Annotated in this window: 19 protein-coding genes and 1 tRNA gene; 12 read left to right on the top strand and 8 right to left on the bottom strand. The window is 44.7% G+C overall.

Features of this window, described 5'->3' with window-relative positions; genetic code table 11:
- The 5 genes from GX419_05240 to GX419_05260 all read left to right on the top strand — a co-directional run.
- Nucleotides 1-327 (top strand): isopentenyl-diphosphate delta-isomerase (locus GX419_05240; protein ID NLI24090.1); only part of this gene is annotated, 327 nt, incomplete at its 5' end.
- Between the two features lie 12 nt (nucleotides 328-339).
- Nucleotides 340-1,644, top strand: a complete 1,305-nt coding sequence (locus GX419_05245; protein NLI24091.1) for a hydroxymethylglutaryl-CoA reductase, degradative — start codon at nucleotides 340-342, stop codon at nucleotides 1,642-1,644.
- Between the two features lie 2 nt (nucleotides 1,645-1,646).
- Nucleotides 1,647-2,573, top strand: coding sequence for a GHMP kinase (locus tag GX419_05250; protein NLI24092.1), 927 nt, complete (start codon nucleotides 1,647-1,649; stop codon nucleotides 2,571-2,573).
- Nucleotides 2,574-2,677: 104 nt separating this feature from the next.
- Nucleotides 2,678-3,742 carry a diphosphomevalonate decarboxylase gene (locus GX419_05255; protein ID NLI24093.1) on the top strand — a complete coding sequence of 355 codons (1,065 nt, stop codon included), beginning with the start codon at nucleotides 2,678-2,680 and terminating at the stop codon, nucleotides 3,740-3,742.
- Nucleotides 3,739-4,698 (top strand): mevalonate kinase, encoded by a 960-nt coding sequence (locus GX419_05260; GenBank protein NLI24094.1) that lies wholly within the window; start codon nucleotides 3,739-3,741, stop codon nucleotides 4,696-4,698. Before GX419_05255 ends, GX419_05260 begins: the two co-directional genes overlap by 4 nt.
- 58 nt (nucleotides 4,699-4,756) lie before the next feature.
- On the opposite strand, the gene GX419_05265 is transcribed toward GX419_05260, so the two are convergent.
- Nucleotides 4,757-4,830, bottom strand: a tRNA-Arg gene (locus GX419_05265).
- 573 nt (nucleotides 4,831-5,403) lie between these two features.
- On the opposite strand from GX419_05265, the gene GX419_05270 reads away from it, so the two are divergent.
- Together GX419_05270 and GX419_05275 are read left to right on the top strand one after the other, a co-directional pair.
- Nucleotides 5,404-6,048, top strand: coding sequence for a DUF47 domain-containing protein (locus GX419_05270; protein ID NLI24095.1), 645 nt, complete (start codon nucleotides 5,404-5,406; stop codon nucleotides 6,046-6,048).
- Nucleotides 6,049-6,058: 10 nt separating this feature from the next.
- Nucleotides 6,059-7,057: an inorganic phosphate transporter gene (locus tag GX419_05275; protein NLI24096.1), complete on the top strand. Its 999-nt coding sequence runs from the start codon at nucleotides 6,059-6,061 to the stop codon at nucleotides 7,055-7,057.
- Between the two features lie 97 nt (nucleotides 7,058-7,154).
- Here the strand turns inward: GX419_05275 and ccsA are convergent, their stop codons facing one another.
- From ccsA to GX419_05290, 3 genes are all read right to left on the bottom strand, one after another.
- Entirely contained in the window at nucleotides 7,155-7,955 is an 801-nt protein-coding gene (ccsA, locus tag GX419_05280) for a cytochrome c biogenesis protein CcsA (GenBank protein ID NLI24097.1), read from the bottom strand.
- A gap of 14 nt (nucleotides 7,956-7,969) precedes the next feature.
- Nucleotides 7,970-9,214, bottom strand: coding sequence for a cytochrome c biogenesis protein ResB (locus GX419_05285; protein NLI24098.1), 1,245 nt, complete (start codon nucleotides 9,212-9,214; stop codon nucleotides 7,970-7,972).
- Between the two features lie 105 nt (nucleotides 9,215-9,319).
- On the bottom strand, nucleotides 9,320-10,330 hold the full coding sequence (locus GX419_05290) for a hypothetical protein (GenBank protein ID NLI24099.1): 1,011 nt from the start codon (nucleotides 10,328-10,330) through the stop codon (nucleotides 9,320-9,322).
- Nucleotides 10,331-10,528: 198 nt separating this feature from the next.
- Between GX419_05290 and GX419_05295 the strand changes: the two genes are divergently transcribed.
- From GX419_05295 to GX419_05305, 3 genes are all read left to right on the top strand, one after another.
- A complete protein-coding gene (locus GX419_05295; protein ID NLI24100.1) occupies nucleotides 10,529-13,303 on the top strand; it encodes an AsmA family protein in 2,775 nt (924 codons plus the stop codon).
- A 107-nt stretch (nucleotides 13,304-13,410) separates the two neighbouring features.
- Complete coding sequence (locus GX419_05300; protein NLI24101.1) at nucleotides 13,411-13,911, top strand: T9SS type A sorting domain-containing protein; 501 nt, start codon at nucleotides 13,411-13,413, stop codon at nucleotides 13,909-13,911.
- A gap of 246 nt (nucleotides 13,912-14,157) precedes the next feature.
- Nucleotides 14,158-17,208 (top strand): hypothetical protein, encoded by a 3,051-nt coding sequence (locus GX419_05305; GenBank protein ID NLI24102.1) that lies wholly within the window; start codon nucleotides 14,158-14,160, stop codon nucleotides 17,206-17,208.
- On the opposite strand, the gene GX419_05310 is transcribed toward GX419_05305, so the two are convergent.
- Nucleotides 17,202-17,657 carry a hypothetical protein gene (locus GX419_05310; GenBank protein NLI24103.1) on the bottom strand — a complete coding sequence of 152 codons (456 nt, stop codon included), beginning with the start codon at nucleotides 17,655-17,657 and terminating at the stop codon, nucleotides 17,202-17,204. The two genes, GX419_05305 and GX419_05310, sit on opposite strands and share 7 nt — an antisense overlap.
- Before the next feature lie 85 nt (nucleotides 17,658-17,742).
- Between GX419_05310 and GX419_05315 the strand changes: the two genes are divergently transcribed.
- Both GX419_05315 and GX419_05320 read left to right on the top strand, forming a co-directional pair.
- Nucleotides 17,743-19,173, top strand: a complete 1,431-nt coding sequence (locus GX419_05315) for a phosphotransferase (protein NLI24104.1) — start codon at nucleotides 17,743-17,745, stop codon at nucleotides 19,171-19,173.
- 6 nt (nucleotides 19,174-19,179) lie between these two features.
- Nucleotides 19,180-19,917, top strand: coding sequence for a nucleotidyltransferase family protein (locus GX419_05320; GenBank protein ID NLI24105.1), 738 nt, complete (start codon nucleotides 19,180-19,182; stop codon nucleotides 19,915-19,917).
- A gap of 99 nt (nucleotides 19,918-20,016) precedes the next feature.
- On the opposite strand, the gene rplS is transcribed toward GX419_05320, so the two are convergent.
- The 3 genes from rplS to GX419_05335 form a co-directional block, all read right to left on the bottom strand.
- Complete coding sequence (gene rplS / locus GX419_05325; protein ID NLI24106.1) at nucleotides 20,017-20,385, bottom strand: 50S ribosomal protein L19; 369 nt, start codon at nucleotides 20,383-20,385, stop codon at nucleotides 20,017-20,019.
- A 197-nt stretch (nucleotides 20,386-20,582) separates the two neighbouring features.
- Nucleotides 20,583-22,271, bottom strand: coding sequence for a dipeptidase (locus GX419_05330; protein NLI24107.1), 1,689 nt, complete (start codon nucleotides 22,269-22,271; stop codon nucleotides 20,583-20,585).
- A 323-nt stretch (nucleotides 22,272-22,594) separates the two neighbouring features.
- Nucleotides 22,595-23,410: iron-containing alcohol dehydrogenase (locus tag GX419_05335; GenBank protein ID NLI24108.1), on the bottom strand; the 816-nt coding region annotated here is incomplete at its 5' end.

Consider the following 23,410-nt stretch of genomic DNA (forward strand, 5'->3'; position numbering starts at 1 on the left):
TCTGCCCGGGAACTCTTTTCCCCTTTTGCCCTGATCGGACATACCGCCGCAGACATGCTCAGCTTTGTAAATCAGATCGTGCAATCCGATTCCGGTGTCAGAACAAAACACCTTATCATTTCAGGAGGAATAAGAAATTTCCTTGACGGATACTACCTTGTGAAAAATTCTCTTTTGCCTGCAGTGTATGGTCAGGCTTCAGCCATGCTTCAATTTGCCCGGGTAGGCTATGAACCTTTGCATGATTTTATCACCTCTCAGGTGAAAGGACTTGCCCTGGCTGAAGCGTATCTCCGCCCCCGTCCACTTCCATCCCGCAACAAATAATAACAAAAATCAATGCTTGAAGGTTTTTCAAGGCTTTCGCAAAACGAAAAACTGAGGATTATCGCATCCCTCATACCTGATTTTCCTGAAACGGAAAATCTGCTGAAGAGTTTCCGGCATGGCAACCCTGATGTCCAGAAGATTATAGATGAAATAGCCGAAAATACCATCAGCAATTATCATCTGCCTCTTGCCGTAGCCCCCAATTTTTTAATCAACGGAAAAGAATATATTGTTCCTATGGTGACGGAAGAGAGTTCCGTTGTTGCTGCTGCGGCTTATGCTGCCAGATTCTGGGCGAAAAACGGAGGATTTCATGCACGTATTGTTTCCGATAATAAAACAGGACAGATTCACTTCCTTTGGCCCGGTAAGCTGAATGAACTAGATGAAAAACATTCATTGCTGGAAAGGTTTCTGCGGGAGAAAACCTCTGATTTGACCGGCAAAATGGAACAAAGGGGTGGAGGGATACGGTCTGTTCAAATCGTTACAAATCCTGAAATTAAACCTGATTATTGTCAGTTGTTGGTGACTTTCGGTACAGCTGATGCCATGGGAGCCAATTTCATAAATTCCGTGCTGGAACGCATGGCACTTGTGATGAAAGATTTTTTTGTACAGCATTATCCTCATTGGCCCGAACCTGAGATTGTAATGGCAATTTTGTCGAATTATACCCCCGATTGTGTCGTTGAGGTGGAAATGTCTGCTCCTTTTTCTGCTCTTGCACCTGTTTCTGCCGGCTTTTCTCCTGCCGCTTTTGCTGATCGCTTTGTATTGGCTATCGATATTGCGAAAAAGGATGTGTACCGGGCTGTGACTCACAACAAGGGAATTATGAACGGTGTGGATGCAGTTGTGCTGGCCACCGGCAATGATTTCAGAGCTGTGGAAGCCGGGGTGCATGCCTGGGCCTCAAGAAACGGACGATACGAAAGTCTTTCCAATGCCAGAATTGAAAAGGATCAACTGGTTGTGAGCCTCTCTCTGCCACTGTCTTTAGGGACTACAGGAGGGCTAACCTCCCTTCATCCATTGGCGGCTTTTTCTATCAGGCTGCTTGGAAATCCATCTGCCCGCGAACTTATGCAAATTGCTGCCGCAACCGGTTTGGCCAGTCATTTTTCTGCCATCCGGGCTCTCGTTACTACCGGCATTCAGAAAGGCCATATGAAAATGCATCTGAACAATATCCTTCTGAAACTGAATGCATCTCCTGAAGAGAAACAAAAAGCGGAAATGCATTTTCAGGAACGCACCATTTCATACTCTGCTGTTCGGGATTTTATCGAAAACCTCCGTAAATCGCGCTGAATATGCCAGAATTTTACTCCCGCGGAAAATTTCTTATTACCGGCGAATATCTGGTGATGAAAGGTGTCCCGGCACTGGCTGTCCCTCTGAGAAAAGGACAAAAACTGACTGTTAGTCCGGCAACAGTGAAAAATTCTCTTTTGTGGGAGTCTTTTTTTAACGGAAAATTACACTTTACCTGCAGGTTGGAAATGAATCCGCTGCGAATTGTCGAAACCTCTGACCAGGAAGTTGCTGAAAGGCTTCTGAAGATATTATATCTGGCCCGCCAGATGAATCCTGAATTTCTTACCCAGGAAACTTCTTTTCATGCCGTTTCAGAGGCCGATTTTGAACCTGATTGGGGGCTGGGTAGCAGTTCGACCCTCATTTCCAACATTGCCTTCTGGGCCGGTGTGGATCCCTTCCGGCTGAATGCACCTGTTTTTAATGGTTCAGGTTATGATATCTTTTGTTCCAGAGCCTCCGGGCCGATTGTATACAGGCTCAGTGGCAATAAACCCCTCGCACGGCTGGTTTCGTTCAGGCCATCTTTTGCAGAACAGATTTTTTTTGTTTATACCGGTTCCAAAGCTAATACACGGAGCAGTCTGCAGATGCACCTGGAATCTGTTTTGTCCGCTCCGCAGACAGTACTGGATCAGATTGCCGGCCTTGCAGATCGCTTTGTTTCAGCCCAGGATCTCAACGAATTTGAAGAATGCATGCTCGTTCATGAACAGCTTATCGGAAAGATTCTGGGAAAGACTCCGGTTAAGGAGGAAAGGTTCCCTGATTTTGACGGACAGATTAAATCGCTCGGAGCATGGGGGGGCGATTTTGTAATGGTAACCTGGAAAGAGGACTTTTTTTCCCTCCACTCCTATATGCGAAAGAAGAATGCCGGACCTGTCTTTCCGTTTAATGAACTGGTACTCAATGACGAATAAATAACAGGATGAAACCCACATGTTTTGCAAATACAAACACCTTTAAAAAAATTTTATCAAACGTGTGGGTTCCATCATACCTTAGATATTAAAAGATATTAAATATGATGAAACCTCAATTTCACTCTGGAAAGGTTTCGTGGCGAAGTCCTGCCAATATTGCACTCATTAAATACTGGGGAAAAAAGCCGGGGCAGATCCCTTCAACCCCTTCATTGAGCATGACGCTCAGCAGGTCATACACGCACTGTACCGTTGCATATGATGTTCGTTCAGACCGAACCCGGTCGGAAATTATTCTGTATTTCAACGGTCAGCCTGCCCCGGAGTCTTTTGCTTCCAAAACGATTGATTTTATTCATACATTGGAAAATATTTTTTCTTCACTGCGCCACTTTGCTTTTTCCATTCATACCTTCAATTCTTTCCCTCATTCAGCAGGCATTGCATCTTCAGCATCATCAATGAGTGCTTTGGCGCTTTGCATAACTTCGATCCTTTCCGAAACAGGCGACCTTCCGGAGAACCATGATTTCCTGCAAACGGCTTCTTTTCTTGCCAGGCTGGGCTCAGGCAGCGCAGCCCGTTCAGTGTATGGCGGATACAGCCTTTGGGGCAAAACTTCCCTGGTGGAAAATAGCTCGGATGAATATGCCGTGCCATTAAGCAACATCCATCCGGTTTTCATGGAATATGGCGATGCGATCCTGGTCGTCAGTTCAGCCACAAAAGAAATTTCCAGTTCATCAGGTCATGCACTGATGCATACCCATTATTTCGGTGAGGGAAGGATAAGGCAGGCCGGCGCACGTATGGAACTATTGCTGAATGCCCTCAGCAAGGGGGAAGAACATATGTTCTCAGAGATTGTCGAAAATGAGGCACTCACCTTGCATGCGCTGATGATGAGTTCTGAACCCGGTTTTTTTCTCTTTCAACCTGAAACCATTTCCGTTTTGAAAAAAATTAAGGAATTCAGGGTGCAAACTTCCCTTCCTGTTGCATTTACCATTGATGCCGGGCCCAATGTCCATCTGCTTTATCCGCTGAGAAACAGAAAGGAAGTAATGCAGTTCATTGCTTCTGAGCTTGAACCTTTGTGTGAAAACCGTCAATGGATTGACGACGAAATCGGTATGGGGCCCGTAAAATTGCCGGAAGAGGTATGAGACTTCCACAGGAAATATTCTATGCAAAACTCTTGCTCTTTGGCGAGTACAGTGTTATCTGCGGCTCAATGGCCCTCTCGGTGCCGTTTGGTCATTTCAAAGGCGAACTCAGCTTCCTGGGGCAGGAGAAATACACCGATTATGATTTTGCTGTCAGTTCCAATCAACAATTAAAAGAATATTTTAATAACCTGAAGGAAAACGTTGCCTGCCATTCTGTTCTCGACCTGAAAGCATTTGAGAAGGATCTTGCCAGCGGATTATTTTTTGAATCCACCATACCGCAGGGATATGGACTTGGCAGTTCAGGGGCTCTGACTGCTGCTGTTTACGCCCGTTATGCCTTTCATCGCATACCGTTCACAAGAAATCTCTCAGACGAAGCAATTAAAAATCTCCGAAAGACTTTTTCCCTGCTGGAGAGTTTTTTTCATGGTACCAGCTCGGGTTTTGACCCGCTAAGTTCCTATCTTAAACTTCCTTTGCTGATCCTTCCTGGTAATATAATCCGCATTACATCGGTGCCAAGAAACAGGGATTACGGGAAAGCCGGAATCTTTTTGCTGAATACAGGCCTGGCCAGGAAAACTCAGAATCTGGTGGAAAATTTTCTGATGCAATGCAAACAGGATAACGCCTTTGGTAAAATGATTTCCAGGGAGTATATTCCCCTGACCAACCTCTGCATACAATCGCTCATTGAAGGAAATGTGAAGAATTTTACCCGGCATCTGAAAATCCTTTCTTCCTACCAGCTTCTTCATTTTCACCCAATGATACCTAAGGGTTTCGGAGATGTCTGGGAATCGGGTATCAACCGGAAGCTTTTCTACCTGAAATTGTGCGGTGCCGGTGGGGGAGGATTCCTGCTGGGATTTGCCAAAAACCTTGATGCAGCTCTAAACTGGCTTTCAGAAAGAAATTTCAGTACCGTTACCGTTTACCGCAGCCATTAATCGTGTTTGGTCTGGAAAATAAAAAACAGCAACAGGATCAACCCGATGCTGTTTTTTGTGAACCCGGAGGGACTCGAACCCCCAACCTTCTGATCCGTAGTCAGATGCTCTATCCAATTAAGCTACGGGTCCCCCTCATCCATTTATTTCTATACCCCTAATCCCTAATCGGACTGCAAAAATAAAAAAATTCACCGACTTGACAATTCATCCTTTATTTTTTATCCGTGTATGCGGTTTCTTTTTGGTTTTTAAGCATCTTTATTGTTAAGCGTCTATAACCTGGTACCAATGAGTTGATAAAAAAATCTGCCGGGGATGCCAAAAACTAAATTTGGAAACCCCCGTATGATACACCTGCATCTGAATCTTATGTTCGCTTTCCGGAGCATTACTGCTTTTTTTTGCTAAAAAATTGCTGAGGTTCATTCTGCATCAGAAAATGCATTTTGCAGGAGATACTAATTAATGTTCTGATTCACAATAAAAGGTTAATGATTTCTTAAAGACTCTTCGATATCTATAGGATATCACATTAATGAATAATTCTTTGATAATCAAATTTATATTTAAAAAAACTGTTACAGCATTATAATGATTATAATAAAGAATAGGTTAGGTAAATCTATAAATAAGATTAAATTTAACGAAAAATTAACATTGGATTGAATTGACTGAGTACTTTTGCAAACAATTTCCTTTTGTATGAAAGTATCTGATATTTTTGCCCTCTTTGTTCCTAAAGACCGGAAGTTCTTTCCTTACTTTATCAATGCAGCCGATAATCTTGTTGACACGGCTCAATGGTTCAAAAAGCTGGTAACAGCTGCTGAAAATGGCCGGGAAGAATTTGTCAACCAGATCCGTACCTGCGAGAAAAAAGGAGATCAGATTACGCATCAGATATATGAAGAACTGAACAAGACCTTTATAACTCCCTTCGACAGGGATGATATTCATAAACTGGCCAACAGCATCGATAATGTACTTGATCAGATACATTCCGCTTCCCAGAAAATTCAGCGTTATCAACCCAGACTGCCGGTGGATTCCTTCATCGCCTTTGCCGATCTGATTTTGCAGGGCGCCATTGAAATCCAGAACGCCATGAAAGAGCTGAATAATTTGCGCGATCAGAAGGAAATTATGCAGGCCTGCGTTAAGATTAACGAGATGGAAAATATGGCCGACGAGGTGTTCGATGCTTTTATTTCCAGGCTTTTTCGCGAAGAAAAGGATGCAGTGGAGCTGATTAAGCAGAAGGAAATTATATCCGCACTGGAAAAAGCTACTGATGCCGCTGAAGACGTGTCAGACCTCCTGAAGTCCATTCTTGTTAAAACCCTGTAGTGCATATCCCATGATGACCATTGTTGTAATTGCCATAGTTCTGGCGTTGCTTTTCGATTTTTTTAACGGAATGAATGATGCCGCCAACTCAATTGCAACAATTGTTTCTACCAAAGTGCTCAGCCCTTTAACGGCCGTTTTATGGGCTGCCATGTGGAATTTTTCTGCGGCTTTTTTCTTTGGGGTGCATGTGGCAACCACCGTCGGAAAAGGAATAGTGGAACCTCATGCTGTAAATGAGTACCTCATTCTGGCCTCGCTCATCGCATCCATCGTCTGGGTTTATGCCTGTACCCACCTTGGCCTGCCGATCAGTGTTTCGCATGCGCTTATAGGCGGTCTGATTGGTCCGGCTCTGGTCAAGCATGGTCCTTCGGTACTGGTTATGTCGGGTATCATAAAAGTCTCCCTGTTTATTGTGCTCTCTCCGCTGATTGGATTCTTCATCGCCTATTTTTTCATGATTCTTACCCTGCTGATTGTGAGGAAAACAGCTCCGCTGAAAGTCGAGAACATTTTTCGGGTCCTTCAGCTTTTTTCATCAGCAATTTTCAGCCTGGGTCACGGCAGTAATGATGCCCAGAAAACCATGGGTATTATCTCGGTATTGCTTTTTAGTACAGGTCTCATAGGTCCGGAGTTTTATGTTCCTACCTGGGTGATTTTTGCCGGATATAGTGCCATTGCACTGGGTACACTCACCGGTGGATGGAAAGTCATCCGTACCATCGGGGTGGGGCTCACTGATCTTAAACCTGTACACGGTTTTGTAGCTGAATCAGCCGGAGCCAGTACGCTTATCTTTACTGCTCTTCTTGGTATACCGGTCAGTACTACCCATACAATTACCGGCGCAATTATCGGTGTGGGAATCACCCGCAGTTTCGGAGCAGTACGCTGGAAGCTGGCCAAAAAGATTGTCTGGGCCTGGGTGTTGACAATTCCTTCTACTCTCGTTTTTTCAGCTCTGGTTTACTTGCTTCTTCGGTTGATTATTCCCGGAATATAGGTTTTGCCCGGACGAATGTCCTCTAATACCTCATTCACCGGGGCTGACAGCATAGACGGTCCAAAAGGAAAATGATATACCAGGTTACTCGCGAATATCAGTTCGAATAAACATGAACACTGGCAGCTGCCGATGGCAAATACTTCAACCCCATGTAACATATCAGCAGAATGACATAGGATAAACCCAGAATCCAGAGAGGCATTCTGATTTTTTCAGGTTGATGGTAGCGGAAGTGAATATAAATCAGATAAGTTAACCAGGTGAGCAGTGCCCATGTTTCCTTTGGGTCCCAGGTCCAGTAATGTCCCCAGGCTTCCTTGGCCCAGAGTGCACCAAAAAGAAGCCCCAGGGTAAGCAGGGAAAAACCAAGATAAACAAGATTGTCGGCATAATTCAGGGTATTTCTTTCAAACCGGAACGAACTAAGCCTGTATAATCCGATCCAGGCTGTTACAGAAGAAACCCCCAGCAAGGCATACGACAACATATACACAATAACGTGCGGTGCAAACCAGATACTCTGAAGGGCCGGCATCAGGGTTTTTTCATAATTCTCCGGATGGGCATAGTTGATTAACAGAAAAAGCAATGCCATGGGAATCCCTGTGGCTGGAAGAATTAAATAGTTCCAACGTAAAAAGCCGGCAATTGCAACCAGGGCAAGAAAAAATGAGTACCAGAGCCTGGTTTCACCCATGGTTTTCAGCGGTGGTCGTCCAAGATGAATCCATAGTGCCGTAATGAAAACACCCAGAAGCAGTGTTCCTGCCAATAAAAGCGCTGTTCCTGTATGTCGTAAAATCGCTTTTTTGCCGAATACCAGTACACCGAAAAGTCCTGCTATCCATGATATGGATGTAATCAGCACAATTGCGGGAAAATTTATCCAATCCATAACCGGTCAATCTTTTATTGATTTTTTTTCCATCGTCCCAGCCAGAAGAGATATACAGCTCCGGCAAGCAACATAAAAATTCCGGTATACACTATGGGCAGCCAGGGATCGTTTACGGCCTCAATGATCGATAATTGCGAATCCCGGCCTTCCGCCTGGTTATATCCCATCTGGTACAATTTCCATCCCTTGATTTTTATGGGCTTGTTCACTTCCAGAAGGGCAGGAATGGTATCCTGTTCAGTGGCAATCTCAAGCGATGACCGGAACTTTCGTGGTTCAGGATCCAGCAGTGCCACCATCAGTTCATCATTCAGGGGCAATATGGCAGGATGCATCGACCTGCTTCCGCAGGCAATCCATCCTTGGGCTTCAACAGCAGCAGAGCGGAAAACTGTAATATGACAGGCCGGAACTCCCTCTTTCGACGCAACCGCCGTCATTCTCCCCTTTTCAGGCAGGGCATGCATCAGAACCGTATCTACTTGAACAATAAATTCATTAAATGGAAACTGTATCCCCGGTTCTGCATGTATGAAGGTTTTATTTCTATCCGAAATAATCTGAAAAGTCCTGGCATCGGCAAAGACTATCCTTGGGGGATATTCTTCCAGAACAAAATCGTTCAGCTTCAGGGAAAAAGAAAGCCTGTACTGATTTGCCTGGTCATGGGCAAGGTTTGTAAATGAACTTCCTTCATATAGTTCTATCTGTAAACGCATCAGATCCGATGAACCCAGGCCTCCTGCAATTATGACAAGCCATAATCCTGCGTGGTTGAGAAGAAACCCTGCGTTACGCAGAGTTATCCGATGAGACCTTCTCAGAATGACAAGTCCAAGGGAAGAAAGAATATATAGCTGCGAGAGAAAAAATGGCCAGCTGGTTTTAATATGGTTCAGTCCGGTGAATGAAAGCCACTTACTATGGGCACCTTCCTGTGGCATAAACCCCAGCAAAAGCACCAGCAGAGCAAATAGACTTATGGAACTTACTGCGGCCGGTACGCCGGAAAGCCATTTAACAAAAGGGTGCTGGCGATAATATAAATGAACAAAGACCAGAAGAAAGATAAATGAGAAGCCGGTATAAATATTTAAAGGCATTCCTGGCATACGGATGCCTTTCCCTCCGGAAATGCATTCCATCAGCAGACCCAGAAGGAGCAGAGCCAGCGCAAAAAGAAAACTTTTCCGGTATTCGTGCAACCTTTTCCCTTCCTCATCCGGTTTTTGAGAGAAAATGGAATGAAACATCATGTTGAAATTATCTTATTTTCAAAAATAGCAAAGATTCAGTTCAGTGGAAGGGTAATGTTTTTTCTGCCTGAATTTCACTCCAAATTGCTTCTCGGATGGCCGGATTTATAATTTTCCGATGCTGTTTTTCAGAAGGGCTCTGGTATACCTGTAATTGTGAACACCGCCGCTGCGGTCTTCTTTCACAAGCAGATAATTGAGCAAAGCACCGGCCTGGTCAGAAGTAAGCTCCAATGGAGAACCGGAAGAGACATTGATCTGATTACTGGCATTGAGGATATTATGTTCCCTGAGCTTTTCCGCAAGCTGTGCCAGCAGGGAGTCGGTTTCGATTCTGACTGCCTCCACCAGACTGGTGAGCTCTGTTGTATTGTTGTGGCATCCTTTGCATCCTGCAAAATTGTAGGTTGTGGCTCCATGCGATTCATAGGAAATTTTCATGGTATGGCCGCCCGATTTGTTACCTGTTGCAGAAGCCATATGGCAGGTAACACAGCCGTTGGTCAGTTCAGAATGGGAAGAGTTGCTGTAAACCTCACTGCCGCTCAATGCTATTCCGCCCGATCCCTTAATAATGGAAGCCTGGGTGCTGTGATGGGGCCCCCAGTAAGCAGATCGGATTGTTACGGAATTGCCATTGAGAACAGGCAAGGGATCCGGAATCCTTGGCTGATGACAATTGGCGCAGATATTCCCTTTGCCCTGGTTGAGAGTTTCTCCGGATATCATTAACTGAACGGGATTCTTTGCACGAAGTTCCCAGTCAGAGGTATCATACGATTCATGAATTCTATGGCAGGTACGGCAACCAATGGAGGAAGGATTGGAAATAGGGGCATTGGTGACAGTTTTGCTGCCTGAAATGCATTCCCTGAAACCTTCGCTGGTATGACACATCGCGCATGTGGTTCCGTTCCGGTCAGTATTCTCTCCACTGGCATGAACTGATGCTCTCCATTGTTCGGTGATTGAAACAATGAGAGAACCGCTGTTGTGACATTGCGTACAGGTAGCATTGGCATCTGTTCCCGGAGGCCCTTCGCATGACGCCAGGAGAGGAATTAAAATAAGGATCAGGAGAATACACTTCCCTGAATGATTTCGGCTGGAATTCATTTATTAATAAGTATTTATTTTACTTAAATATATACATTTCACCAGCATATTGCCCTTATTCAGGCACATTTCAAAACCGGGTAATTCTGCTTTTTTGAGCGGATAATCAAGGAAGCTATCTATGGAAGAGGTTTCCAACAAAATTCAGAAATTGTTGTTTCAAATTGTCTAAATTTGTGCTGAATCAAAATGAAAGCCATGAAAAAAGTTCTGAAAATTTTTGCCATTGTCATTTTCGCATTGCTGGTTCTGATGATTGTTATTCCTCTGGCATTTCATAAGCCAATAATGAATAAAGCCAGGGAAGAAATTAACAAAACGTTGAAAGCCCGGGTGGATTTTGATCTTCGCCTGTCATTAATAAAGGGATTTCCGGATCTTTTTGTGGAACTTCGGAATCTCACAGTGACAGGTATTGACCAGTTTGAGGGAGATACGCTGATTGCCTTTCGGTCGTTTGGCGTTAAAGTCAATCTGATCAGTGCGATCCGCATGAAAGATATTGACATTAAATCCGTCATTCTCGATAAACCTTATATTCATGCTATTGTGCTGGAAGACGGAAAAGCAAACTGGGATATTATGAAGGATACCACCACTGCGGTACCAGTTGATACAACACCTTCTGAACCAGTTCATTTTTCCGCCCGGCTGAGAAAGCTCCAGATAAATGATGGTTTTATCAGTTATGACGACAGGCAGGGGAACATGCAGGCTGTTGTAAAAGGATTTGACTTTCTCATGAAAGGGAACCTGGCCAGTGATTTCACTTCCATTGTCATCAAAACATCAGCCGATGCCGTTACTTTTATAATGGATAAAATTCCTTACCTCAGCAAGGCCAGGCTATCTGCGCATTTTGACGTCGATGCCGATATGGTGAAATCGCTGTTTACCCTTAAAGACAATGCATTTTCGCTGAACGAACTCACGTTGGGCTGGGAAGGAACAGTAGGTCTTGCCGGCGATTCAATCCTCACTGATGTGAAGTTCGCGACAAAAAAGACCGATTTCAGATCCATTCTTTCCCTTGTGCCTGCTGTTTATACCCGCGATTTTGCCTCGGTGCAGACCTCCGGCCAGTTTCAGCTCGACGGCCAGCTTAAAGGGGTTTACTACGATACCATCCTGCCCTCGGCCATGCTGAACCTTGAAGTGACCAACGGCCGGTTTCGCTACCCCGATCTGCCTGCTTCTGTTGAAAATATCCAGATCAATACCCATGTTGATTTTCATGGCGAAAATATGGATCTGACAACGGTGGAGGTTAAGAAATTCCACCTTGAACTTGCCGGAAATCCGCTTGATATCAGCTTACACGTCGCCCGGCCGATTTCTGATCCGATGGTGGACGGACTCTTTAAAGGGGTAATTGACCTTGGAAAGATTCAGTCTGTTATTCCCCTTGATTCGACTACCCTTGCCGGTATCATTACTTCGGATGTTTCCTTTGGCGGAACAATGTCCATGCTGGAAAAAGAACAATATGAGCAGTTCAAAGCCGATGGTAATGTGGCGGTGAACAGACTGACGTATAAAAGTCCTGATCTGCCGCAGGGCCTCACCGTTAAAAATGCGGAATTGCTCTTTTCTCCCCGCTACCTCGACCTGAAATCATTCAATCTGCTCATCGGAAGAAGCGATATGCAGCTCTCGGGAAAAATAACCGATTTTCTGCCCTATGTTTTCAGTAATAAGACCATCAAAGGCAATTTTGTTCTAACTTCCGGCCTCCTTGATGCCAACGAGTTTATGACCGGATCGGCCCCTGCTGATACCGTGACCGATACCACGCAAATGACATTGTTTGAAGTTCCGAAAAATATTGATTTTGCTCTCAATTCAAACCTCAAAAAGGTATTGTATGATAAACTGGAAATTTCTGATATCAAGGGATTAATTGAACTGAAAAACGGGGCGGCCAAACTTACCAATCTGTCCATGAACCTCCTGCAGGGCAGTATGCAGATGAACGGCGAATACAATACAAGCAATCTTGCAAAACCATTTATTGACTTCAACTTGAAAATCAATGATATAGATATTCCTTCTTCTTTTGATGCCTTTTCGATGGTTGCACGCTTTGCTCCTGTGGCAAAGAATGCGAAAGGGAAAGTCTCGGCCGGCATATCTCTCTGGAGCCAGCTCGATCAGCATATGAGTCCTGTTTTACCTACTGTATCAGGTTCAGGTACTCTCAGTTCCAGATCGGTTGAAATCGGCAATTCCAGGGTTTTTGAAAAACTGGCCGATGCTTTGAAAAACGACAAATTCCGGCAGATTGCCTTAAAAGATGTCAACATTGGTTTCGATATTAAAGACGGACGCGTTTACGTAAAACCTTTTACTACAAAAATGGGAAATACTTCCCTGACCATTGCAGGAGATCAGGGACTGGACCAGACATTGAACTATACCATGGCGTTAACTCTGCCCCGGACAGAAATCGGATCTTCGGTTATGAATTCACTCACGTCGGCTGCTGCTGCAAAGGGTATTGCAATTAAACCATCCGAAACAATCAATGTTAAAGTTAAGGTAGGAGGTACGTTTGCTGACCCCAAAGTTCAGCCTGATCTGGCCGGTAGTGGAGAGAATGTCGTTTCTGCAGTGAAAGAACAGGTGAAGGAAAAAGTAAACCAGGCGGTGGAAGAGAAAAAAGAAGCTGTAAAAGCTGAAGTCAGCAAGAAAGCTGATGAACTGGTTGCCAAAGCGGAAGCTGAAGCACAGCAAATACGGGATGCGGCACGCAAGGCTGCAGATCTTGAACGTCAGAAAGCCAATGAACTGGCTGAAAAAACACTGAAAGAAGCCGAAGGAAAACCCCTGGCCATGCCTCTGGCGAAAAAAACCGCTGAAAAAATTCGAAAAGAAGGAGAAGAAAAGGCCCAGAAAATTATCAAGGAAGCTGACCAGAAAGCTGACGCTATTGTGGAAAAAGCCCGAAGCGAGGCAGATAAACTAAAGCAGTAATTGGTAACTATATTTTGAAATGTGATGTTTATAAATATTTGGAACAAAATTTGATAAAATTTCGTATATTTAGTAAGGTAAAATGAAACCCTAATACAAACGATTCCATGAAGAAACACAATGTCATTCCTGTTCTTTTGTTGTTTCTTGCAGGTAGTTTGTCTGCACAGCAAATAACACCGTTTGTCATTGCTTCTGCCGGTGATTTTTTCAGCTCCCAGAACTTTTCTGTGAGCTGGACACTTGGCGAAATGGCTACAGAAACCATTGGTACGGATGTAATCCTTACCCAGGGTTTTCAGCAACCTTCCTACAGTACAGGTACCTACGTCCCTCCGGTTGCTTCCGATCAGTTCCGGATAAAAGTTTATCCCGTGCCGGCTTATAATTCCCTTACCGTGCAGGTGAAAGGAAATGAAAACACCGATCTGAACCTGGATCTTTATGATGCCCTTGGCCGCAAGTTGATTTCAGCCAGAATGGAAGCCGGAACACCGGAATATGAAATGGATCTGTCGCAGATTCATCCGGGGGTATATTTCCTTAAAGTGACAACTGTTGCCGGAGAAAGCATCAAAACGTATCAGGTTCCGAAAGCATTGAAATAAATACTATTGGTTATTCTTTCAAAACATACTCTCCCGCAAATCCGGCACGCAATAACGTTGCATACCGGATTTTTTGTTTTATGGGCATCATATAAATACGATCCGAAAAAACTTTAATATATTCGTTATAATTAGCTGAACAAACTACCGGTTCTATGAAACCCACATGTTTTACAAACACAAACACAGCGGTAATAAAATGCCGAACATGTGGGTTCCATCATACCATTGAAAATTAATTTTATTATGATGAAAACTACCATCAACCAGCACCTGAAGCAGGGTTTCCTGCTTTGCCTGCTATTACTGTCTTCGGTTCTGTTCATTGTTAAATCTGCTATGGCGCAGGATATTCCGGGTTTGAGTTACCAGGCTGTTGCCCGGGATGCGGCCGGTTTACCATTGAAAAATACCTCGATCAAAGTTCGTTTCAAAATTCTGGCAGGAGATCCGGTTACCGGAACGGTTTTGTATACCGAAACCCATGAAACAACCACCAATCCCTTTGGTTTGTTTGTGCTGGAAGTCGGAAAGGGGGTAAGTTCCGACCGGTTTGAAAACATTGACTGGGGGAATAATAAGACGTATCTTTCGGTTGAGGTAGATGCCAATAACAGTGGTTATAAATGGGCTGGGACAAACAGTCTTCTGGCTGTACCTTATGCATTGTATGCCTTTCATGGTACGCAGGGTCCTCAGGGACCTCAGGGACCAATTGGGCCGCAGGGTCCGAAGGGTGATAAGGGTGACCCTGGGCCTCAGGGGCCTGTTGGTCCACAGGGTCCACAGGGCCCGGCTGGAATTGGCCTCAATAACAGAGGAAACTGGTTTTCAGGAATAGTTGTGAATAAAGGCGATTATGTTTTTGATGATAAATCCTCTTCACAGCCGGATGTGAACAGTATGTGGATATTTAAAGGAGAAACTTCATATACTTCTACTGTTCATCCCTATGCCGATACAAGTTTCATTGAATTTGAAGCTCCTCAGGGCCCTCCGGGACCTATGGGCCCGCAGGGAGATCCGGGTCCGCAGGGACCTGTTGGACCGCAAGGCCCTCAAGGTATTCAGGGTCCAGCCGGACCTAAGGGAGATAAAGGTGATCCCGGCCCTCCCGGACCAGCAGGAGCGTCTCTATGGGATTCCGCTCTTAATGTTATCTGGACAGGAAAAAAAGTCGGAGTCGGTACCAACGCTCCCAACGGGAAAATGGTAGTTATGGGCGATCCTGTATCGAATATCGATACAGCTCTTTTCGAAGTGAAAGACCGCTCAGGAAGGGCTGTTTTCTCTGTTTATGAAGAAGGTGTCAAATTCCTTGTTAAAGATGATAACCTTACCGGTAATCGCGGTGGATTCGTCGTACGGGGTTATCATTCCACCGCAGGGATTCATGATATACTGAAAGTTACCAACGACAGCATTCGTATTTATTTTGCCGATCCTCCTTCAACAGGTGCAGGAGGATTTTCTCTCATCAGCCGGAAATCGGGAGTGGAAGCTTCCCAGATGCTGATAACACCTTCCAATCAGTTTATCGGCGTGCGCAGTGGTAACCGCTCTGCTACCGGTGTGAGCAATGCATTTTTCGGGTTTGAATCAGGCAACGGATTAGCCGCAGGAAGTTATAATACTCTACTTGGATACCAGGCAGGTAGAAAGCTTAAAGATGGAAACAATAATATTCTTATCGGATACCAGTCAGGATTCGAGAATACTGCCGGTAATTTTAACATTTTTATCGGGAATGAGGCAGGAAGGAGTAATACCTCACAGATTCATAACCTCTTCGCCGGGTACAGGGCAGGATACAGCAATGGGATGGTAGGAACTGTCGGTGAAGAGGGGTCCTATAATCTGTTTCTGGGGTATGAAGCCGGATATGCCAATACTAAAGGAAATTATAATCTGTTTGTTGGCCATCAGTCAGGACGATCAAATACTACCGGAATAACCAACGTTTTTATAGGTTCGAAAAGCGGATTTTCGAACCTGACCGGCAGCCGCAATCTCTATTTGGGCGAAACAGCGGGATATTCCAATTCGGCCGGAAACAATAATGTTTTTCTTGGTGCCGGGAGCGGAAACCTTAATACGGGTTCTGAAAATGTTCTGGTTGGAAGTGACGCGGGGTATAACTCCGGAACCAGCAGCCGGAATGCTGTATTAGGATATCAGGCTGCCCGTAATATGACGTCAGGTACCGGAAATGTTATGCTGGGCAATCAGGCCGGATTCTCCATGGCAAATGCCTCATCCAATATCATTATCGGAGACCAGGCTGGCTACAATAGCCTTCGTGGAGCAAGAAATGTGTTCCTCGGTTACCAGAGCGCTTTCTCCTGGAGCCGGGGTTCGGAGAATATTGTCATAGGTTCCTCTGCCGGTTATGCCGCTGATTCAGGAATGTACAATATCTTTCTCGGAGCATCTTCCGGATTGATCAACCAGGGAAACAGGAACGTCTTCATCGGTGCAGAAACAGGATATAACAATAGTCTGGGCGAAGACAACCTCTTTATTGGGTACCAGGCCGGATACAATAACAGCGGAATTACCGGAGGCAGTAATAACATCTTTCTGGGCCATCAGGCAGGCTTTTCCAATACCAATGGCGCCGACAATCTGTTCATCGGCAACCTGGCAGGATATTACAACACCACGGGAAAGGAAAATATCGTTCTCGGCAGGGAAGCCGGATACAATCTTTCCGGTGGCGACAGGAATGTAATCCTTGGAGAAAAAGCCGGGTACAATGTTCAGGATGGTAAGGGCAATGTTTTTATAGGATATGAAGCCGGAATGAATGAAAGCGCCTCAGGCAGACTGTATATAGCTAACAATGCTTCCCGTCCGCTGATTTACGGTCAGTTCAGCTCCGACACCATGGTAGTTATCAATGGGACCGCTGCAGAGAATCCATCGAAATATACCTTTTATGTTAACGGAACTGCGGGTGGAAAAGACAGCTGGAATTCCCTCAGCGACTACCGTCTTAAAAGAGATATCCAAACCATTACCGGGGCACTCGATAAGGTGAAGAGACTTCGCGGTGTGTCTTTTCAATGGAAAGACGAAGCATCGGATGCTCAACCTCATATCGGATTTATTGCCCAGGAAATGGCCGAAGTGATTCCCGAAGTCGTTCATAGCCAGGGCGGAATCTATTCCGTCCAGTATGCTCCGGTGACGGCCGTACTGGTTGAAGCCATGAAAGAACAGCAAAAGATGATTGAACAGCTAATGGAAGAAATTCGCTCGTTAAAGGAAGAAATCAACAACCTGAAAAATCAGTAGCCGATTACCCAGAGAATTTTTGAATTATCCATACAGTCGGTAACGATGTCGATCAGTTCCTGGTTGATGCGCAAAAGTTTTATCAGGTAAGTTTCCCAGTTTAGATCCCAGGTTGAGTCCATCCTTCTGATTTCCATAGCAAAATCTTTTCCGAGGAAAATGCCCGATATAAGCTCAACAAAATCCTCACGGCTGGAACATTTTTTCCATTGCTCCAGGTTTGAAATCAGGGCGTTCCTTAATACGACAATCTGCCTGGCGTTATATCGTGTGGCCCCGAAATATTCGTAAAGATTGTTGCTTTTCTCAAAGCACGAAGAGAACAGATTGAAAACGTTGGTGTGCAGATATCGTGAGGTGGGATGGCATTTTTCATAGGTATCATTGGTTCCGCTGGTATTCAGTTCAACAAAATTGAGCTGATTGTGTCCGAATATTTCAAGCTTCATAGCACCGAAAATTTGAATACGAAATATAAGGATAAATCTGGTATTTTTGTCACCGTTTGCTGTGGAACACTATTGACAAATTTACATGAGTATTCTTAAAACACCCGTTGAAAGAGTCGGTGAACTATTCGCTGAATGGCATGGAGCTAAAGCCGATTTCATTATCCCTTTGCCGGCATCAGGCTCATACAGACAATATTTCCGCCTGGGCACAGGTGGCCATACCTGGATTGGTGCCTGGAATGCAGATGTTAAGGAAAACAGAGCATTTGTTTACTTCAGCAGGCTGTTGAAGAACAAAGGACTGAATGTACCGGATATCTATTACGTAAGTGATGACGAACTCTGCTGGCTTGAGCAGGACCTGGGTGATGTGACATTGCTCAGCGAATACCAGCAGCTGATGGATAAAGGCGACCTTAATGCCGTAGAAACTGTTTACCGGAAAGCCCTGGAAGACCTTGTTCTGTTTCAGGTTAAAGGCCGGGAGGGAATGGATCTTTCGCAATGTTATCCCCGGGCAAGGTTTGACAACAGGTCAATGCTATGGGATCTGAACTATTTTAAATACTACTTTCTGAAATTTGCCCGTATACCCTTCGATGAACAGGATCTGGAAAACGACTTTCAAATTTTTGCCGACTATCTTATGCAGGCCGATACAGGTTACTTCCTGTACCGCGATTTCCAGTCACGGAATATCATGCTGACACCCGAAGGTCACTATTATATTGATTACCAGAGTGCCCGTCTGGGAGCGGCACAATACGATCCTTCCTCCCTGCTTTTTGAAGCCAAGACGCATTTACCCGATGATTTGCGGCGGAAACTGCTTGATCATTATGTGGAGGTTTTTACCAGAGAAACCCGTTCCGTGAGATCCGACTTCCTGAAATTTTACTACCCCTACGCTTTGATCCGCCAGCTTCAGGCCATGGGTGCCTATGGTTTCAGAGGGTTGCACGAACAGAAACCCTTGTTTCTTGAATCGATACCTCATGCACTGAACCATATCCGCCTTATTCTTCCTGCATTGCCGGAACATCTGAGAATACCGGCATTGAAATCAGCCCTTCAGGCTCTTACCGAAAATGAAAACCTTCGGGCAATAGGGAAGGGAAGCGATAAACTGACAGTCAGAGTGTATAGTTTTTCGTACCGAAGCGGTATCCCGTTCGATGAAACTCTTCACGGAGGAGGATTTGTATTCGATTGCCGTGGCTTGCCGAATCCGGGAAGACTTGAAACCTACAAGTCATTGACGGGTAAGGACCAGGAAGTAGCGGAATACCTTGGTCGGTTCAGGGAGGTGAACGATTTCATTGCCCACGCCAGGTCTATGGTCAGTATGCATATTAACAGCTATTTGCAACGAGGACTAACGGAAATGATGGTGTGTTTTGGCTGTACAGGCGGAAGACATCGTTCTGTCTATTGCGCTGAAAAACTGGCTTCGGAGCTTGAAAAATCGTGGCCCCAGATTGGTGTACGGTGTATTCACACATCCCTTCAATAGGTGCCTATGAAAGCGATGATACTTGCTGCAGGATATGGAACGCGGCTGAAACCACTTACCGATTCCATGCCTAAGGCACTGGTTCCCCTGGCCGGGAAGCCAATGATTGCCTGGATTATCGATGAACTGGTTTCATCAGGTTTTACTGACATTGTGGTGAATGTGCATCATTTCTCCTCCATGATGAAAGACTATTTATCAGGTATCAGTCTTCCGGATGCACGTATAGCGATTTCAGATGAATCCCACCAGATTCTTGACACGGGTGGTGCACTCTTTCATGCCCGTCAGCTGCTCAGCGACGAAAATCCTTTTCTGGTGCATAATACAGATATTCTGTCGGATATCAGTTTGAAAGACCTGTATAACTGGCATTGCCAAAATCAGAACGATGTGACACTGGCAGTAAGGAACAGAAAAACAAGCCGTTCATTGCTGATTGACCGGAACGGATTACTGAAAGGATGGAGAAACAATGTTACCGGTGAAGTTATCATGGTGCCGGACGCAGGTTCCGACCTGATTCCTGTTGCGTACAGCGGTATTCACGTTGCCGGACCTTCCGTCTTTTCCCTGATGGGAGAAGAGAAAGTTTTCCCTCTGATACCATATTATCTCCGCCTGGCCGAAAAATATAAAGTAGCCGTGTATTTTCACAACGAGGGTATATGGATCGACATGGGCAACAAAGACGGATTGAAACTGGCGGAAGAATATCTGAAAAAATCAAAAACGATAAAATAAAAAAGGTGCCTGCAAAAGGCACCTTATATATTGTTTGAAAATTAAAGAGGCCGCCTGAATAACTTTTTAGACAGCCTCTTTTTATTTCAGGTCTGTATTTTATTCTTCTCCTGCTTCAGTAACGTTTCTCTTCTCTTCAATACGTGCTTTTTTACCGGTAAGGCCCCTGAGATAATAAATCCGGGCACGCCGCACCTGCCCTGTTTTGTTAAGTTCGATCTTCTGAATGAAGGGAGACTGCATAGGGAATATTCTCTCAACTCCTACGTTGCCCGAAATTTTCCGCACGGTAAAGGTAGCACTCAGTCCGCTTCCCTTTTTCTGAATTACTACGCCTCTGAACTGCTGAACACGTTCCTTGTTCCCTTCAATAATCTTATAATGAACGGTAATGGTATCACCGCTTTTGAATTCAGGGAAGTTTCTTTCCTTAAGCAACGCTTTTTCGACCGGTTGTATAAGATTCATACTATTATGGTATTAGGTTTCGTCAAAAACGGTCGCAATATTACAAATATTTTTTCAATTAATGACGAACTTATTAACAACATCTCTTTTTTTAACCGTTTTCGTCATCCAACCCTTTCAGAAGGCAAACATTCACTGAATGGCTGAATCGGGCTGAATCGTTTACTTGCTCCGGAATAAACTCAGCACGCCAGGGTTTAATGGGTAGGATTTCCGGGAACTCTGAATTTATCACCTGTTTCACGGATGATGATCCGGTAAAAATCCTGGCTGTATCCTGGTTGCTTAACCTGAGGGTTCTTCTGGCCGGGTACCGGTGTTTTGATGTTTCCATCCATGTATTTGGTAAACAGGTAAGCATAGAGTTTTTTCCATACCGCTACCGTATGGTTTCCTGCATTAACTGAATAGTCGGTGAGGAAAGCAATGGCAGCTTCCGGATCGTCCTGGTACATTTTCAGAGCAACTTCGTCAATATAAGGTGTTCTTTGAATATACGTGTTTTCAAGTTCCTGCTGTACTTTCTGGATTTCCGGAATCATATCGCAATAGCGTGTATAGGCAAAATTTGAAACCTGGTTAAAAACCCAGAATGCGGCATTTTCATTAAATTCCATCATCGATCCGTTGCCTTCGGCAAATGCTTCGGGAACTTTTGAGATACCGCAATACATAGGGCTGTAAACGGTACTATAGGTGTCATCTACCCCAAACCAGAGAATACCGCCGATCGGATCGGGCAGATTACCGCGGCACTGGGCAATAAAAGAAAAGCCTGTCTGCTGGGTTGAAATGGCCCGTTCGTTGAAATAAGTAACTCCGTCAACTGTCCACGTCAGAGGCCTCCAGCGCACAATGCTCTGATAGGGTCCGGCACCGGGATCTTTGGTCATATCCAGAGGAGTGTTCTGGTAATAATCCCGCATGAGGGCAAAAACATCACTCAGGGAAAGCTTCTGATCGGGCTTAATCCATAAAGGCATGCGATGTGCCAGATTCTTCCCTGTAATGTAGTCGAGGTATTCATCCATACCTGCCTTCACTTTATTAAATCCGCTCCATACCCTCGCTTCGCAGAAACGCGCTCCTTCAAAATCAACCGGTGCATAAACATCCGAAAAGCTGAAATTTTCGTCCGAACCATCATAAAAACCTCTTTCCCTTGCATAGGAAATTACATCAGGTGCATAAAGGCAATTTTCCGGATCATTTAAGGGAAAGGTTGTGATGCGCGCATGATTCGCATGTCCTGAAATGTAGCCATCCGGTATGCGAAGAGCTACCCACACGGCCCCTTTATAAGCATTGACCATGCGCTTGTTTTTCCCCTTTCCTTCAGGAACCATCTTCATGCCTTTTCCTATCATTTCCATAATCCATACTTCATTCTTATCGGCAATGGAAAAAGATTCTCCGCTGCTGTAATATCCATATTGGTTGGCAAGGCTGGTCATCACCTGAATGGCTTCGCGGGCCGTTTTTGCCCGTTGCAATGCAATGTAAATCAGGCTTCCGTAATCCATAATGGCCGACGTATCCTGTCCAATTTCAGGTCTGCCTCCAAATGTGGTTTCACCTATCGCCACCTGATGCTCATTCATGTTGCCAACTACCTTGTACGTATGCCGAACCTGAGGAATTCTTCCGAGATGTTTTCCTGTATCCCACTCATAGACTTCTAACCATGCATTTTCGGGATAGTCTGCTGCCGGCCAGTAATAAAGCTCTCCGTAAAGCACATGCGAGTCAGCAGAATACGAAATCATGTTGGTATTGTCCCTTGTCGCTCCTTTGGTGATCAGAAAATTGGTGCAGGCAGTGCTACGCTCATTGAATACGGTAAACAATAGAGCTGCCACCAGTAAAATTCGTGAAGTCATAAACATTCTCCTTTTTAAAATGAGTGGTTCCAAAAATATTCAATTATCTCAATTTTTCCCCGCCTGAAAGAAGAATGATCGCGAGGGATTTCCTTATTCAGGTTATTTATTGAAAAATAAGGAATTAATATTCTGATAATCAGTTAATTAATAATAAATGACAAAATTTAACATTTATTTAATATTGGGATATGTTATAAAATATATTTTTGCGCCGGTTTTTGAAAAGACATCATAAGCAGTTAGTAGTAGGTGTAGTTTGGTTAGTTTGGTTAGTAGGTTAAGGGTAGAGGCTGTCATTCCCAAAGTGTGACAGCCTCTTTTTTTGGTTATTCCATCAGTCTGAGCAGTTCAGGATAATCTTCCGCAGTTAATAACCAGGATGTTCCGGAAACGGAATTTTTCACCATTACATCTTTTATACGGGGTATAGCTGAAGCATGAATTCCGGCCTCAGAGAGTTTTACAGGGCATCCTATTTTGATAAAAAATTGTTCCAGGTTTGAAATTGTGTTATTTACTGAGGGATTATTAAAAAGAAGAGTTCCAAGTCTTTCAATTCTCTCTTTAGCTCTTCCGGAATGGTATTTCAGCCAGGCAGGATATACAATGGTAAGTGAAGCGCCGTGCGGTACGTCAAATAAAAGGGAGAGGACGTGCCCTGCAGCATGAACGCCCCAGTCGCCATTAAATGTTCTACCGAAACCTGTGTATCCGTTCAAAGCCAGTGTAGATGCCCACATGATGCGGGCCCTGAGTTCATAGTCGGAGAGATTTTCCAGCAGAAGGGGGCCTGCTTCCATGGCTTCAAGAATGACAGAAACCGCCACACGGTCGCTCAGCGGTGCGGATCCTTTTGCAAAGAAAGCTTCCAGGCAATGAGCAATCAGATCGGCAATCCCATAGGCTGTATAATTTTTCGGAACGCTGATGGTGAAGGTTGGATCCAGAAAAGAATGCCGCGGAAACATGAGGGGATTCCGGTACCCAAGTTTTTCTTCCGTTTCATGGTTTTGCAACACACCTGTCGGGTTCATTTCTGTTCCTGTGGCGGCCAGTGTCAAAACGGCCAGCAAGGGGAGGGCTGACACGGGTTGAACTCTTCCCTTCACAACATCCCACCCGTCAAGATTTCCGGGAATACA

It is taken from the genome of Bacteroidales bacterium (assembly GCA_012517825.1).
Lineage (GTDB): Bacteria > Bacteroidota > Bacteroidia > Bacteroidales > JAAYUG01 > JAAYUG01.

What these genes read in the sequence shown, in the direction of transcription:
- GX419_05320 (NLI24105.1), top strand. Translation starts at nt 19,180, where the DNA reads ATGAAAGCGATGATACTTGCTGCAGGATATGGAACGCGGCTGAAACCA.
- GX419_05285 (NLI24098.1), bottom strand. Translation starts at nt 9,214, where the DNA reads ATGATGTTTCATTCCATTTTCTCTCAAAAACCGGATGAGGAAGGGAAA.
- GX419_05275 (NLI24096.1), top strand. Translation starts at nt 6,059, where the DNA reads ATGATGACCATTGTTGTAATTGCCATAGTTCTGGCGTTGCTTTTCGAT.
- GX419_05315 (NLI24104.1), top strand. Translation starts at nt 17,743, where the DNA reads ATGAGTATTCTTAAAACACCCGTTGAAAGAGTCGGTGAACTATTCGCT.
- GX419_05295 (NLI24100.1), top strand. Translation starts at nt 10,529, where the DNA reads ATGAAAAAAGTTCTGAAAATTTTTGCCATTGTCATTTTCGCATTGCTG.
- GX419_05310 (NLI24103.1), bottom strand. Translation starts at nt 17,657, where the DNA reads ATGAAGCTTGAAATATTCGGACACAATCAGCTCAATTTTGTTGAACTG.
- GX419_05250 (NLI24092.1), top strand. Translation starts at nt 1,647, where the DNA reads ATGCCAGAATTTTACTCCCGCGGAAAATTTCTTATTACCGGCGAATAT.
- GX419_05245 (NLI24091.1), top strand. Translation starts at nt 340, where the DNA reads ATGCTTGAAGGTTTTTCAAGGCTTTCGCAAAACGAAAAACTGAGGATT.
- GX419_05330 (NLI24107.1), bottom strand. Translation starts at nt 22,271, where the DNA reads ATGTTTATGACTTCACGAATTTTACTGGTGGCAGCTCTATTGTTTACC.
- GX419_05270 (NLI24095.1), top strand. Translation starts at nt 5,404, where the DNA reads ATGAAAGTATCTGATATTTTTGCCCTCTTTGTTCCTAAAGACCGGAAG.
- GX419_05260 (NLI24094.1), top strand. Translation starts at nt 3,739, where the DNA reads ATGAGACTTCCACAGGAAATATTCTATGCAAAACTCTTGCTCTTTGGC.
- ccsA (NLI24097.1), bottom strand. Translation starts at nt 7,955, where the DNA reads ATGGATTGGATAAATTTTCCCGCAATTGTGCTGATTACATCCATATCA.
- GX419_05255 (NLI24093.1), top strand. Translation starts at nt 2,678, where the DNA reads ATGATGAAACCTCAATTTCACTCTGGAAAGGTTTCGTGGCGAAGTCCT.
- GX419_05300 (NLI24101.1), top strand. Translation starts at nt 13,411, where the DNA reads ATGAAGAAACACAATGTCATTCCTGTTCTTTTGTTGTTTCTTGCAGGT.
- GX419_05305 (NLI24102.1), top strand. Translation starts at nt 14,158, where the DNA reads ATGATGAAAACTACCATCAACCAGCACCTGAAGCAGGGTTTCCTGCTT.
- GX419_05290 (NLI24099.1), bottom strand. Translation starts at nt 10,330, where the DNA reads ATGAATTCCAGCCGAAATCATTCAGGGAAGTGTATTCTCCTGATCCTT.
- rplS (NLI24106.1), bottom strand. Translation starts at nt 20,385, where the DNA reads ATGAATCTTATACAACCGGTCGAAAAAGCGTTGCTTAAGGAAAGAAAC.